The sequence below is a fragment of the Flagellimonas lutimaris genome, assembly GCF_051494225.1.
Taxonomy (GTDB): Bacteria; Bacteroidota; Bacteroidia; order Flavobacteriales; family Flavobacteriaceae; genus Flagellimonas; species Flagellimonas lutimaris_A.
This window is the reverse complement of the sequence record NZ_JBNPYE010000018.1, coordinates 1-12,674: the sequence shown is the minus strand read 5'-3', so window position 1 is coordinate 12,674 and position 12,674 is coordinate 1. Positions and strand designations below refer to the sequence as shown.

12 protein-coding genes are annotated in these 12,674 nt (G+C 34.3%); 1 reads left to right on the top strand and 11 read right to left on the bottom strand.

What is annotated here, in order from left to right:
* Nucleotides 1–250: 250 nt before the first annotated feature.
* Both ACQQ5U_RS19260 and ACQQ5U_RS19255 read right to left on the bottom strand, forming a co-directional pair.
* Entirely contained in the window at nt 251–1,225 is a 975-nt protein-coding gene (locus tag ACQQ5U_RS19260) for a DUF4240 domain-containing protein (protein WP_437400080.1), read from the bottom strand.
* Nucleotides 1,226–1,324: 99 nt separating this feature from the next.
* Nucleotides 1,325–1,762 (bottom strand): hypothetical protein, encoded by a 438-nt coding sequence (locus ACQQ5U_RS19255; protein WP_437400079.1) that lies wholly within the window; start codon nt 1,760–1,762, stop codon nt 1,325–1,327.
* A gap of 296 nt (nt 1,763–2,058) precedes the next feature.
* Here ACQQ5U_RS19255 and ACQQ5U_RS19250 point away from each other — a divergent pair, with 296 nt between their 5' ends.
* On the top strand, nt 2,059–5,643 hold the full coding sequence (locus ACQQ5U_RS19250) for a leucine-rich repeat domain-containing protein (protein WP_437400077.1): 3,585 nt from the start codon (nt 2,059–2,061) through the stop codon (nt 5,641–5,643).
* Nucleotides 5,644–5,947: 304 nt separating this feature from the next.
* Here ACQQ5U_RS19250 and ACQQ5U_RS19245 read toward each other — a convergent pair whose 3' ends face one another.
* From ACQQ5U_RS19245 to ACQQ5U_RS19205, 9 genes are all read right to left on the bottom strand, one after another.
* Complete coding sequence (locus ACQQ5U_RS19245) at nt 5,948–6,583, bottom strand: transglutaminase domain-containing protein (RefSeq protein ID WP_437400075.1); 636 nt, start codon at nt 6,581–6,583, stop codon at nt 5,948–5,950.
* A 62-nt stretch (nt 6,584–6,645) separates the two neighbouring features.
* Nucleotides 6,646–7,047 carry a hypothetical protein gene (locus ACQQ5U_RS19240; protein ID WP_437400073.1) on the bottom strand — a complete coding sequence of 134 codons (402 nt, stop codon included), beginning with the start codon at nt 7,045–7,047 and terminating at the stop codon, nt 6,646–6,648.
* A 78-nt stretch (nt 7,048–7,125) separates the two neighbouring features.
* Nucleotides 7,126–7,758: a porin family protein gene (locus ACQQ5U_RS19235; protein ID WP_437400071.1), complete on the bottom strand. Its 633-nt coding sequence runs from the start codon at nt 7,756–7,758 to the stop codon at nt 7,126–7,128.
* Nucleotides 7,759–7,784: 26 nt separating this feature from the next.
* Nucleotides 7,785–8,348: a hypothetical protein gene (locus tag ACQQ5U_RS19230; protein ID WP_437400070.1), complete on the bottom strand. Its 564-nt coding sequence runs from the start codon at nt 8,346–8,348 to the stop codon at nt 7,785–7,787.
* Nucleotides 8,349–8,362: 14 nt separating this feature from the next.
* A complete protein-coding gene (locus ACQQ5U_RS19225; RefSeq protein ID WP_437400069.1) occupies nt 8,363–8,923 on the bottom strand; it encodes a hypothetical protein in 561 nt (186 codons plus the stop codon).
* Nucleotides 8,924–9,010: 87 nt separating this feature from the next.
* Complete coding sequence (locus ACQQ5U_RS19220; protein WP_437400067.1) at nt 9,011–9,601, bottom strand: hypothetical protein; 591 nt, start codon at nt 9,599–9,601, stop codon at nt 9,011–9,013.
* A gap of 54 nt (nt 9,602–9,655) precedes the next feature.
* Complete coding sequence (locus ACQQ5U_RS19215; RefSeq protein WP_437400065.1) at nt 9,656–10,036, bottom strand: DUF2750 domain-containing protein; 381 nt, start codon at nt 10,034–10,036, stop codon at nt 9,656–9,658.
* Nucleotides 10,037–10,090: 54 nt separating this feature from the next.
* Complete coding sequence (locus ACQQ5U_RS19210; RefSeq protein ID WP_437400064.1) at nt 10,091–10,864, bottom strand: hypothetical protein; 774 nt, start codon at nt 10,862–10,864, stop codon at nt 10,091–10,093.
* A 212-nt stretch (nt 10,865–11,076) separates the two neighbouring features.
* Complete coding sequence (locus ACQQ5U_RS19205) at nt 11,077–12,051, bottom strand: tetratricopeptide repeat protein (protein ID WP_437400062.1); 975 nt, start codon at nt 12,049–12,051, stop codon at nt 11,077–11,079.
* Between the last annotated feature and the right edge of the window lie 623 nt (nt 12,052–12,674).

Here is a 12,674-nt window from a genome sequence, read left to right as displayed (position 1 = left end):
CGATATTCTGGGTAGTGCGATAGGTGCAATTTGGTTTAGCGCTCTGTTGTGAACAATTTACTTTAAGATGCATTGCAACGAAGTTGCGCAGATTAAAGTTCGCCCTTGGCGAATTGTTCACAACGGTCTCGGCTATGAACAGTTGGGGTTTTACAACCTAACATTTCGGTTTAGCACTAACCTTTGTTATATATTTATATTTTGTTTTATCACTTTCGCCCCAATTGTTTATAGCCATTGTTGGCAACCGTTATTTTTTCCAGCCTTTATAATTTGAAAAAGTCTCATAATCACAACCTGTTTCATATTCCAAGTCTTTATACATCCGCTTTTCATAGGCTTCTTCTGCAATATATAGCAATGGCTCAAAGTCCATATCCTTAGGCATATCTTTTGGGTTTTTCAATACACTTTCAAAATATTCTTTACCATTTGCAACGACACAACACCTTACATAAAGAAAGTAGTCAACTGAAAAATATGAATCATCATCTTTGAATGAATTTTCTCCAATATTTTCAGCGTGTTTTTTAGTGTCTAGCAAATACAATTTATAGGTTAAACTTTCTTGAAACTGTTTTATTCCCGTAACCTTTTTCTTTGCTAAAAAATCGATAGCAGGTTCCATTCTTTCTTGGTCGTCTTCTTTAGTCCAGTCGATTTTTTCTATTACTTCCCAAAACACGTTGTCGTCCAACATCTTTTTAGGCTTCATAGACTGCTTCCTGTATTCTTCTCTTGCAATGCGAGATTTTTCATTTTCTATTTCAACTTCCTTTTTGAATTCTTCTTTTTCATTTTTCCAACGCCATTCATAAAAAGCTATTTTACCATAATCAGATTCCATTAAACCAGCCAAAGGAAAACCACCTTTCTCTCCACTTCGTCCATCTCCTAATTTGAAATCAATACTTTTTTCAAATTCTGTCATTGGTTTATTTCCCAAATATTCAAACTTGCTTAAATCATTGTATTTTGGATTATTGGTGTAAAAGTCAATTGAATATTGATTTGAAAAGAAAAATCGATTGCAACATAGAATTTGATTTAATCTCACATCATCTAATTCTGGTTTTTTATTATCCACGTAATCCAGGATTCCGAGCATCATTAAATCTCCGTCTATTTCTTCGAAGAATGATTTACCAATTTTAATCACTTTAAAAGCCCCCCAAAAATCTCTTTCTAGTTTCGTTATGAATATGTCTCCTTCTTTTACTGTCATTTTTAATGGTTGCCAACTCGTTTATAGAGATGCAAAATACGTTTCTATACGCCTAAAATGGAATGAAATCGATGTATTTGATCATCGTTTATTTGAACTTTATTCTTGTTTTGCCTTCAGATTTACCAAAAAACTTGCTAACCTTCCTAAATTGGAAAGAATAAGATAGCCCACCAATAAATTGACTCCAGAAACGAACCATCTAAAGTAATCCCAAAACTCGGAAAGACCTGGAGCCTCAAATGGACTTAACCCAGTCGCGGAAATTTCCTTTTTAAAACCTAGATAGCAATAATGAAGGAATTCAGGCAAAGGGTCAAGAATCATAAACCCACCAATAAAGATCAATGCAATTTTGACAATTTCAAGGCTTCCCAAATTGCCAAACTCTATTCTGTCATCATCAAACCCTTTATCCAGTTTAAGCACATCGATGACGGTATCAGAATTTCTGAGTAGAAATACAAACAAAAGAATCATCAACAAAGCTGAGCCAAGGATTATTAGAATTGGCCAAATGGCTAACTCATAGGTCAAATGCCTTAAGTTGGTGGGAATAAAATTGGTAATGATAAGTAAAGGGCAAACAGCCTAATGATAATTCTGAAAAAATCTCTTTTGGTCATTGGTTGGTTAGATTATTATTTACAAATCGAATTATTAAACTTACTGTCCTATTTTTCGGGGTATCTACAATCCCGTCGAAGGACATTTGTTTCAATAATTAGAGGTCAAATGGAATTTTATATGCCTTTTACCGAAAAGATTTGTACTTGGAAGTAGAAGTTGAATTAACCATTTTTTTTTGAATATAATTGATTTTATTTTCTAGTATGGCCCTTTTTCTTGAAAGTGGGAAACGCTTTTTGTTTCTGACTATTTTAAACCTGGTGTCCTTTTATGCTTATGCGCAATCGCCCTGTGAAACTCGAGACAGAAATGCCCTAATAGCATTTTACAATGCACTTGACGGACCCAATTGGGTAAATAATACCAATTGGAACACAGCTGCACCATTAAATACTTGGTATGGAGTTACAACCAATGCAAGCGGTTGTGTAATCGGCATAGACTTTATCTCCACCAACTCTCCAGGGGGTAATGGTCTTTATGGGACCCTGCCTAATGAAATTGGGGACTTGGTTGATTTACAGCGGTTGGATTTGGTTAATCATAACATTTATGGTGTAATTCCCGATGCTATCGGAAACCTTGTCAATCTGGAATTTTTAGATCTTAGAAACAACCAATTGTCGGGTGATTTGCCCGGTAGTATGGGAAATTTGACCAAATTGGAATCATTGTTGCTTACCTCCAATCAGTTTACAGGTTCAATCCCAGACAGTTTGGAAAATCTGTCAGAACTGGAGGTGTTTTTGGCCAGTGAAAATCAATTCAGTGGCACTTTACCCGAATTTTTGGGATCATTGACAAATCTTCGTCAATTATGGTTAGGAAATAATCAATTTAAGGGTTCTATTCCAACCTCCTATTTTAATCTTTCCAATTTGGAAGGTTTGCTGTTGAGCTTCAACCAATTATCAGGTACTTTGCCAGATTTGTGGGGAGGACTTGTAAACCTTACTGGTTTAGGACTTAACAATAATAATTTAACCGGGCAGATTCCAAGTTCCATGTCCCAGTTGGGCAATCTTTATAATCTTAACCTTAGTGACAATCAATTTACAGGGAATGTTCCACCCAGTTTTCAAAATTTAACTGATTTGGGAGCGTTCTATATTGCCAATAACCAATTAGAGGGTAGAATTCCGAATTTAACAGGGTTGCCAATCTTGGATTTTAGATTTCAAGGAAACAGTTTCCAGTTTGGAGATTTTGAAAATGAGTTCAATTATTACTCAAATAACCTCTCTTATTTTTTGGATAACCCTCAGTCTAAACTGGGATTGGAAGAAACTCGAGTGATAGCCGAAGGTGGTTCAACCACCCTATCAGTAAGTAGTAGTGGAAGCGCTAATAGCTATCAATGGTTCAAAGACGGAGTGCCGTTAACGAATGGGGGAGGCGTCTCAGGAAGTACTACAGATACATTGACCTTAAGTAATGCACTGGCATCAGATGATGGAGTCTACCATTGTGAAGTGCAAAGCTCCATAGTTACCGATTTGGTGCTTCTAAGCAACGATATAACGGTTCAGATACTCACAGGGCCTTGTGAACCGAGAGATAGGGCCGCGTTAATTGCCCTGTACAATGCCTTGGATGGCCCCAATTGGATAAATAACACGAATTGGAACACTGCCGCGCCTTTAAATACATGGTATGGGGTTACGACCGATTCCAATGGCTGCGTTATTGAGATAGATCTTAATCCGACCAATACCGCTGGAGGAAACAATGGACTTACTGGGACACTTCCTGATGAACTGGGTTACCTCTTAAACCTCCAATTTTTAGATTTGACTCATCAAAATATTATGGGACCCATTCCTAATACATTGGGAAATCTCAGAGAGTTAAGGTGGCTGGAAATGGACAATAATCAATTGACTGGACCTATTCCAGGTACATTTGGTTACCTCACTAATATGGAATTTCTGTCCATCAGAAGTAATCAACTTACAGGTCCGTTGCCAGATGAAATTGGAAATATGAGTGCTTTAGGATACTTGATTTTGGATGGAAATCAAATATCTGGTGAAATACCTGTCTCCATAGGTAATTTATCCAATCTGGAGATTGTCTGGCTTTTTGAAAATGAGTTTACAGGTGCAATACCTAGCTCTATTCAAAATCTGGGTCAATTAAGTCAACTACTTTTGAATGATAATCAATTGTCTGGAGAGATTCCGGATATATGGACAAGTCTTCCCAATATGGTGGGCATTTGGCTGGATAATAATATGTTAACAGGTGAGATACCACCGTCTATTTTTCAGTTGAGCCAACTCGAACAGCTAGCATTGCAGGACAATCAATTGTCTGGCATAATAAGTTCCGATTTTCAATACTTAACGAGCTTGGTAAGTTTATATGTGGGTAACAACAACTTCACAGGAGAGATTCCTGCTGAGTTGGGAACTATTTCAACACTAGAAAATTTGGGAATATATCAAACTCAAATATCAGGAGAGATTCCCCCAGAATTAGGGCTTTTGAGCAATTTGAGAATTTTATGGCTACTAGAGAATAATTTGACAGGGACCCTTCCTGAGTCCCTAACAGGACTTTATAATCTGCAGCAATTGCATGTGGGAGATAACCAGTTGAATGGAACTGTTCCTGCCGATTTAAACCAGTTGTCAAATTTGGAGAGCTTGGGAATCAATAATAATCTTTTTGATGGGCCAATTCCAGATTTTTCTCAAACATCATTGGATGTTTTTGTTTTTGAGAACAACAGATTTCAGTTTGGGGATTTTGAGGCACAATTTGATAATTATGCGAACAATCTTTCCATTTTTGTCGATAATCCCCAAGCAAAAATTGATGAAATCAAGACAATTAACGGAAATATCGGTGAAAATGTTACCTTAACAACTACGGCCAGTGGAAGTCAGAACCACTACCAATGGTTTAAAAATGGGGTGCCCATACCCAATGCCCCAGATAGCCCAATACTTACCATATCCAATCTACGGGATAGTGATCAAGGGGTCTACTATGTAGAGGTTACTAGTGATATTGTAATCGACCTAACCTTGATAAGACATGACATTACATTAATTGTGGGATGCCAAATCCAAAAAGCCGATGTATTTGAAGATGTTGTGGCATGCGGAGGGTTTGTATTACCTCTGTTAAGCTCTGGCAATGCCTATTATACGGAAAGTAATGGTATGGGAATAGAGCTATTGCCTGGTCAGGAGATTGATCAATCCCAAATGGTCTATATCTATAAAGGTCAAGAGGGCTGTTTTGATCAAACAAACTTTTTAATTATCATTGTTGAAGAAGTGATTGTGGATTTCCTTTCCGATGTGTTCGAATGTGAAAACTATGAACTTCCAGAGCTTGTATACGGGAATTATTTCTCAGAACCTTCCGGACAAGGAACACCTTACTTTCCTGGTGATATTATAAATACATCGCGAACAATTTATATTTATCAAGATAATGGCATTTGCTCTGATGAATCTTATTTTACGATTTATATGGACAAAGAGCTTTGCGAAGAACCAGAAGAAGAACTTGTTTTGTTTCCTAAGTTTTTTACACCAAATAATGATGGAACAAATGATGTTTGGAAAATGAACCCACAGGAAGACTACGTAATAGTGGGTTACATATATATATATGATCGCTACGGAAAACTGCTTAAGCAAATGGATGCTCTAACAGGTTATTGGGATGGCACTTATAATGGAAGAGAAATGCCAGCTTCAAGTTATTGGTTTAGGTTTGAGAACAGCGAAGATGAAGAGACACAGAATGGATATTTTGCGTTAGTAAGATAACAAATATAGAGTGCCGTAAAAAAGCTTCGATTTTTAGGAGGTTTTTGTGGTTTGAGCATCCATACTATCCTGTCAATGATTTGGATTAAATTATTTTTGATTACTAATGTTCACTATCATGGTGTATACAGTAAATATGTAATACTTATGGGATAGGTATTTAAAGCCTAGAATCGACAGGTTAGAACTTAAAACTGTAAGCCTATTGTATTTAACAGTATTTAAGCACGTAATTCTACTTTCGGACCCTATGTGGAGTAACTGAAATATACCTAATCGTTTATCAGAACTTTCGATGGAGCAATTATAGCCAAAACTCCTTTTTATTTTTGTCCTTCCCAAAAATATGCGGATAATGTTCCCTTGCATTGGCTTCCATGAAATCCAATGGCACATCTTCAAAATGTCCGTAATCCTCAAGGTACTCCATGAATTCTTTTCCTTCTTTATTGTATTCTTGGAGTATTGAATCATTTTCACCATCAAAGTCCAAGGCCTCAACATTGCACATTTTACACAATGACCGGTTAAATGCCGGTGAAGCTTTTAACCATTTCCCTTCCAATAGAAGATCCACCATGCCGTGTGGGGTCAATTCATTTGTTCCAAACTTTTCAGTAAGCCTTTCTATCGCTATATGGTTCTTCACTTTTGCCAAACGGATTCTCGCTGGTATCCCCAAGGAGCGTAACCCCGCAATTAGAATGATGGATTTATCTATACAATGTCCTTTTTTTTGCTTTACAAGGTTACTGGCCTTAAAATGCTCTTTGGAGAAACTTAAAAAATAGGGGTCGTATCTAAATGAATCTCTTACCTTAACATATAATAATTTGGCTTTCTCTTTAGGCAAAAGGGTATCGTCTTTAAAATCACGGACGAATTCCTGAATTTCATCTGATTCGAAATCAAAATAGTATGTCTGGGATAGAAAATTCATTTGTCACTCAATAAATACTTTCAAAATCGTTTATTTGAACTTTTGTAATTGTTAGTGCTTAGCTAGTTAAAGAGGCTTTCATCTAAACCATAATAACCTCCTCCTATTTCTTCACATTTTTCAAGATAACTCAATAAAACTTCTTCATCCATTATTCCTCTTGCTCCGAAAAAACTAATTTTCTGATCATCTTTATGAACCAAAATTATTACTGGTTCCCCATCGTTGAGCATAAAGGGTGAATCGACTTCAAATCCAACATCAGGTCGTTCCTTATCCAAGTTATAGATAAAGTAAATACTAGTCTTAGTAATGTTTTTAAAGTCTACCTTCCTCTTTGTTTTAATTATTATGCCTTGCACCTCAATAAAATCATCGTCATTGTAATCCTCAAATTTCTTATTGGATTCTTTGCAACTTATAAAAGATGTAACTAGGCAGACTATGAAAATGATGTTTCTCAAATTAGTTCTGGTTTATAATTTAATGGCTCATCGTTTATTTGAACTTTGTTTAATTTAAAATGAACCTATATTGAATCATCAAATATCTTTCTTGAGTCCGACAGAAAACCAGAACATTTGATTAAATAGGCTTTCATTTTGTTGTCGAATAGTTTTACTCCATCCTCTGTCGAATCCACCCAAAACTTCAAATTTTAGGTTCTGGTTTAAGGAAAATTTAGCCCCGATTCCAGCAACTGAAGAAATGTCGAGCTTACTACGTAAATTTTCTTCCACAATCTCATTTCCTAATTGATCGGTTTTAATCAAATAGGAAAACCCAGGGCCCAACGTTATGAATGGTTGAAATTTTTTGTTTTTAAGTGGATAATATCTCAAAAGAATTGAGGTGCTAACGTAGTCCAATTTACGTTTAAAATTGTCAATTCCGATTCTCAGTTTGCTTTCTTCATCAAAGTCTCCACCGCCTTTACCTTGATATCCTAGGCTTACATCCAATCCAAAATGATTTGAAAATATAAGTTCATATGTTATTGAGAAATTTAGTCGAGTCAAATATTCAGTAGACCCTGTATTTGCAGTTCCAGTATTATCTCCTGTTCTCAATGTGGCAAAGTTTACCCCAGTTCTAAACCCAATTTCAGTATTTTGACTTTTAGCGGTTAAAGAAAAAAAGAAGGCTAGACAGGCTAGAAGCTTATAGTATTTCATTCTTTTTGCAATCGTTTATTTGAACTTTAATCACTTTCTGTAATGTTATTTAATTTTAAGTACACCAACCTTTCTATTCTTTCCAATTTTTCCAACTTATTCTCTGAGTCCTTGAATTCTTGCCAAATGGTATCAAACATTTCGTAATACCTTCGATTCATTTTCTTGAAATCAGAAGGTTTATATTTTTTGGTATTGGATTTTCTTATGCTGTCAACTTCTGATTCCATTTTTCGCCTAAAAACTTCTAACAGATCGAATTTTGCTTGGGCTACTCTTAAATCTGCCGCAATCGTAGTGTCCGTAACGTATGATTCCTTCGGAATGAAAACTGTTTTAGACCTAAATAATATTGGGTCATTTACATTGTAGCGAGATGATAGCCCTACTTTAGCATAAAGACCAATACCTTCATCCGAGTTATGAAAGTCTGACCATTTAAGTTTGGTTGTTTTAGACCAAACAATTTTATCTCTCAACGTCCAGTACTCTAAAAAATCATAGTAGTAGCCCATTAGAAACAATCTAAAACAAACCACAGTGAGAATAATGGCAATTACCGTAATTGATATTTTTACAAGCCTACTCATCGTTTATTTGAACTTTAATAATAAACAGTCTTGATTCGGTCCGTTAACTTCCATTCTTCAAAATTCTTTTTAAAGATGATTATTTCTTCCCATCCTCCCTTTGGACTATAATAAAACCCCACTGAAGTAACGGCCAAACCACCTCTTGCTGATTCTAAAAACCCATTGAACACTATTTGAATTTTATTTTCTACTCCCTTCCTTTGATTCAACAATTTTCTGCTTTTTTGATTTAGCTTTTCCGTGTTCAGCTCAAATTCGTCAGTTCTAGCTTGAAAATCTTTTAGAAGGTTAATTTTAACCGAATCTCCCAAACGCTTTTCAAAATCAGGAGGGAATCTTGTCAGTCGTGGTATTACAGTAGAATCAATAGATACTATTAAGTTGTATCTTTTCTGTTCTTCGGGATGAACTTTATCCAGAATCAAATCAATGAGGGGGTGAAAATCATTCTTCTCTTTTCTCTGTGACAATTCAATTTCCTTTGTACTTATTTGGTTATTTGTAGGATTCCTTTCCCTACACCCTAAAAGGGATAGAATTCCAAAAACTACCATGACAAATAAATTTTTCATCAAAATGGTTGAGACATCTTTATTTGGTTTTCAACAATCGTTTATTTGAACTTTGATTTTATACTTAGTTTAATGAAGTTTTCGTTTTCACCAAACACATAGCCAATATATTACTTCATTCTGCTTTTCATTTGTTGCAAGTCCTCTCGAAAATCCATTTTTCCACTTTTCAGGCAAGTTTTTGTTTGATGTCAAATACTTACCCTCCATAAATTTTCCAGGCTTGTATTCCAGAACATAAATTTTATGATTTACAGTCAAGTATTTACTGTTTAGCCCAAAATCTCGTTCATAACTTTCAAAGCTTGGAATTGGAATTCCAAAGGTTTTTTGTTTATAATTTAACGTGTCTCCGATTATGATAAATAGGCTATCTGTAGGTTTGTATGCCTTAATTCTATTTAAGTTTAATTTACTTTTTAAATCATTAAACTCAGTCGAATCTAACCCTTGGGAATAAATAATATTGGCCATTCCATTTCCATAAGCACCTGCGGGATAACCAATACTTAAATGTCGGAAAGATTTTAAGGTATTTGGAAAATGGTCGGTCAAATCGAAATTAAATTCTTTTTTAGCTTCAACATACTTTTCCAAAATTTCTCTTGCACGTTTTTCTTCTTCACTAATGCAAGACGTAATTAAGATTAATGAAATAATTGTTAAAAATATTCTCATTCGATTTTGTACCAATTGCCGCTAACTTGTTAATCGTTTATTTGCACTTTGTATTTATTCATATTGGCTTAATTCAAATAAAAGGTGATTCTTCATATCTACGGCTGAAACTTGTACAGTATTAAAGTCTGCGTTGGGAAACCCTGCCAAATCAACATTTTCCTTTTCTAAATCTGTAAGCCATTCCATAAAATCGTGAATATCGTATTCTACGACCTTATAATTTTTCCAACTGTTAGTTAGAAATAGTTCCGCAAATTCCTTTTCTGGCCAAACGGGAATAACACTTAAATCATTTGAGCCTATCATTACATATTTGTCCTCATTATCAGCAATCAGATAGATTGTTTCAAAGTCGGCAACTCTTCTCAATAGGTATCCATATCTCTCTTTTGAGTCAAGAGCAAAAATGTTGTTTATTTTCTGTTGGTTCATTCAAATGTTTTGTAATTGGTTTATATCGATATGGATTAATCGTTTATTTGAACTTCATGGGTTTAAATCAGGTATATTGTCAACTATCGAAGGCCTCCGAACCTCCTCAAATTTGGGCCAAGGAGTCTTGTTTTTCAAAGATTTTTCAAATTCTTTCTCATAGGCCATTTGCCATAAGTAAAGTTCTGCGGCAAACATCTGTTCAAGGTAAATAGAATAACTCCAAGCAAGCCCTATGTAAAATATACAAACGAACCAACTCCAATCTGGAAATACCATTCCTTTATTGCTTAAGTAGAACATTATTCCAGCAGGGAGGAATATAACAAATTCAAGTGCCAACGATAATGTAAATCCTGCAATGAATTCCGAACTCCTTTGTTTCAGAATTTCATACCCTCTAACGAAGGATTGTCTTATTCCCATATTTTCCCAAGCAAAAGCGGGAATAATTAAAAATGCAATCATCCGAACACTTTTAATCAGGACATCTAAAGAAAATGAAAACAATGAACCATCACTATCCCCAGCCAATGTCCGAGCAACATTTTCTGCATTTTCTTCATCAGAGTTGTTATTCTTATTTTTCACGAGGGCTTTCAGCACAACCAATATGAACCAAATAATGGACCAAACTAAGGACAGCACCATTATTGGAACTAGGTTATAGGTCAGTGTAATGCCCACGGCTTTCATCATGTTAAATTTCTTTCCCGTTTCTTTTTGTTGAATCAGTTCAAGTACAGTAGAACAAGAAAGTGATAGGATGAAAGCTAAAAAATAAATTATCAGAAATACAATAGCTAACTGACCTTTGAAATTGTACATTTCCCAATCAAAATGCCATTTGAAGTATATGATTAATGGCGCATAGATCAACCACACAAAAAAAATGGGAAGAATAAGGATTGGGTAATCGCTAAAAGTTTTGAAAGACGCTTTAATTAGTTGAAAGCTATTCTTAATTCCTTGAAACATGCTCTTTATTTAAACTTTTTATTTGATTATCAATCGTTTATTTGAACTTTGAAGTATTCTATTTATAGCTTTTCATAGGAATCATTGTTGTAGGTGGTTTTTTTGCAGTTATTTCTTAATAATTCTATTCCTCTTTTTTGCCCAAGTTCAGATAGCTTATTCCAATCCTTACAAGCTAATTCCAATTTTCCAGTTTCATAGTAAATAGCAGCTCTATTATAAAGTGCGTCTATGTTTTTAGGGTCTAGTTTATAACTTTTGCTAAAGTTTTTTATGGAATTTTCATAATCTTTATTCTGATAGGACATTATTCCTTTATTGAAATATTTTCCTGCTTCTTGAATTATTCTTATATCTCCACCATAAAAGTGGTCTAATTGATAAAAAGAATCAGTGAAAAACTTCATTGAAATTCCGCGAAATGTCTTGGTTTTTTCATCTTTTAAAACGAACGGCATTTCTAGTGTTTCAAGGTGTTTGAATTTGTCTAAATTCCAAAGATTATAAGATTTGTCAATTACTTTTTTAACTTGTTTGATTTTACTTGAATCAGATGAGTTAGAGTAACTTATTAAAGTATTTATATTTTTATTTTTTAAATCAATTGTAATAACTCCTTTAGCTTTAAAGTTACTGTGCTTATTCTTGAAAGCATTATTTAATTTGAGCATTAAACTCGACTTTAAAGTTGGTGTATAAAATTCATTTGCAATTTGATTTTTACTATCTCCTTTCTCCCTTTTAATTATATTGAACAGTTTTTGCTCTCTCACGAAATAAAATCTCTTTAACTTGTCATTTTCCATTCCGTTTATTCTTTCACTAAGAATCAGAGTATCATTTTTTACTCTTTCTATTTCGTAGCCAGAATTAGAAGATGTTTTAATGAAATTTTGATTTATTGAGTATGGAAAACGAACCTCATTTACTCGATGAGTTGGATTGCCATTTGTGCACATTTCCAATTTCTTAAAACTATAATTAACGTATGAAGAATCAGTCAAAAATCGGTCAATTAATGTACTACCGTCTTTCATCTCAATCTTATACTTTATCCAATCGCCATACAATTCCGAAGAGTTGACCGTTTGACAATACGATTTGATTGTGATTAGTTGAAGTATTAAAAGTATGTTTCTCGTCAATTTCAAAATTACCTACAACTTGTTTATCGTTTATTTGAACTTTGATTAAAACTCTACATACCCTAATAGGTATGCGGCAAAAAATGAAATCAACAATATCGCCAAAATTACAATGAGAGTCGCTACTGAATCCCATAATATAAAATCACGCATTCGTTTAGGCTTTCTTGTCATCCTTTATTTAAACTTTTTTGTTAGGTGCTATAATCTTTTCGAATACCGTTTAATCGCATAGCCGATAAAAATTAAAAATGCTAAGCAAAAGACAATGGCACTAGTCATCCTATTATAAATGCTATAGGCAAGAAAACCTAACAGAACCAGAAAACCAACTTTCCAACCAATAACTACTAGTTTTAGTACTGTATTCTTGTTAGATTCTGCCATTGTTTATTTGAACTTTTAAGTACGTATTTTATTCATTAATAGGTATTGGTCAATCTAATAGTGGATTTCCAATTGTAAGTATAATCTCAGCATTGTTCAAATCAGTTTCAATACCCAATGAATCTACC

Excerpts from the sequence above, each read along its gene's own strand:
- ACQQ5U_RS19220 (WP_437400067.1), bottom strand. The coding sequence starts at position 9,601 with ATGAGAATATTTTTAACAATTATTTCATTAATCTTAATTACGTCTTGC.
- ACQQ5U_RS19245 (WP_437400075.1), bottom strand. The coding sequence starts at position 6,583 with ATGAATTTTCTATCCCAGACATACTATTTTGATTTCGAATCAGATGAA.
- ACQQ5U_RS19215 (WP_437400065.1), bottom strand. The coding sequence starts at position 10,036 with ATGAACCAACAGAAAATAAACAACATTTTTGCTCTTGACTCAAAAGAG.
- ACQQ5U_RS19210 (WP_437400064.1), bottom strand. The coding sequence starts at position 10,864 with ATGTACAATTTCAAAGGTCAGTTAGCTATTGTATTTCTGATAATTTAT.
- ACQQ5U_RS19205 (WP_437400062.1), bottom strand. The coding sequence starts at position 12,051 with ATGAAAGACGGTAGTACATTAATTGACCGATTTTTGACTGATTCTTCA.
- ACQQ5U_RS19250 (WP_437400077.1), top strand. The coding sequence starts at position 2,059 with ATGGCCCTTTTTCTTGAAAGTGGGAAACGCTTTTTGTTTCTGACTATT.
- ACQQ5U_RS19260 (WP_437400080.1), bottom strand. The coding sequence starts at position 1,225 with ATGACAGTAAAAGAAGGAGACATATTCATAACGAAACTAGAAAGAGAT.
- ACQQ5U_RS19235 (WP_437400071.1), bottom strand. The coding sequence starts at position 7,758 with ATGAAATACTATAAGCTTCTAGCCTGTCTAGCCTTCTTTTTTTCTTTA.
- ACQQ5U_RS19230 (WP_437400070.1), bottom strand. The coding sequence starts at position 8,348 with ATGAGTAGGCTTGTAAAAATATCAATTACGGTAATTGCCATTATTCTC.
- ACQQ5U_RS19225 (WP_437400069.1), bottom strand. The coding sequence starts at position 8,923 with ATGAAAAATTTATTTGTCATGGTAGTTTTTGGAATTCTATCCCTTTTA.